The sequence below is a fragment of the Mesorhizobium abyssinicae genome, assembly GCF_049887195.1.
Lineage (GTDB): Bacteria > Pseudomonadota > Alphaproteobacteria > Rhizobiales > Rhizobiaceae > Mesorhizobium > Mesorhizobium abyssinicae.
Window position 1 is genome coordinate 1 of the sequence record NZ_JARAKC010000087.1, and the last position, 1227, is coordinate 1227.

1 pseudogene is annotated in these 1227 nt (G+C 60.5%); it reads left to right on the top strand.

The window, feature by feature from the left end:
• Window positions 1-290: 290 nt before the first annotated feature.
• A pseudogene (locus tag PU724_RS33730) lies at window positions 291-1103 on the top strand (DUF932 domain-containing protein); the annotation flags it as partial.
• Window positions 1104-1227 lie beyond the last annotated feature (124 nt).

Here is a 1227-nt window from a genome sequence, read left to right on the forward strand (position 1 = left end):
AACACCTTCTTTCCGGACGGACGAGATGGGGCACGAAGCCGATTAGCCCATCTATGCTGATGCTCCTACGGCCGCCCTGTTGAACCGGTCTCAGGGCCACGAACTTTCTCCAGCACCGAACTGACTTACTCCCTCCGACAGGCATTTCGGTGCTTCCGCCTTGTACGCCCTTTTTTGTGTTTGTCGGGAGAGCGGGGGCTCTCCCGACAAAGAGTCAGAGAAGGGCCGGGTTTTCGGCGACGGGTTGAGGCGGAAGGAGAGGCCTTCGGCGCCCGTCATGGAGACGACCCATGACACAAGTTCTGAACGCCACCCGTGATCTTTCCGGCGGCTTCAAGGTGGATTTGAGCCGCGGCGAGCGGATTGGTCGCGTGTCCTCGGAATGGTTTTCGCGGCCGGCCGACGAGCGCTACTTGTCCTTATCGGAGCTATTCGAGGCGGTGCAGACGCGGACCGAGCGCAGCCGGACGAGAACCGTGGAAAGCGCGGCTATTCGTGTAGAGGCAAGCCGCAACGATGCCGAGCGCCTGACGCTGGTGCTGCCGGGCTCCGATATTCCAATCGCCCCAACTCATTGGAGTTTTGGCCAACTGGCGAGTCTTGTTGGCGCGCCGGCGGCCTATTTGCGCCAACTTCCAGCGCCGCTCGCCGGCATCAATCTACAATATGGCCTGACGTCTCACCGCTCCGAACAGGTGAAGACACTGGAAATCGAGGATGGTCGTGTTGAGTTGCGTGCGGTCACCGGCCCGGACTACGGCCGCATCTTCGATCGCGAACTGGTCGCCGCCGTGCAGCGCATCGCCGGCAACGGCACAGGTGACACCCGGTGGAAGGTGCCGGGCGTCCTTGACTGGTCGACCAGCATTTATAATCCGCGAGCCGACATCACTAAGGACACCACGACGCTCTACGCCTCTGACCGCGACGTGTTCCTTTTCCTGGTCGACGATCTCAATCCGATCGAGGCTGGCCGGCTACGGGACGGCTCAGCCGATCTTTATTTCCGTGGCTTTTACTGTTGGAATTCGGAGGTCGGCGCCAAGACGCTCGGCATCGCAAGCTTCTATCTTCGCGCCGTTTGCCAGAATCGCAATCTCTGGGTGCGCCGTGTCGGCGCGATCAATTGAGTGAAGGAGACTTCTCAGGAAACCAAGAACTGCCTGATGCCCACCCGACTTACCTTGGCCAGAAATGGCTGCGACCGGGAAACCGGCAGGGGACAAT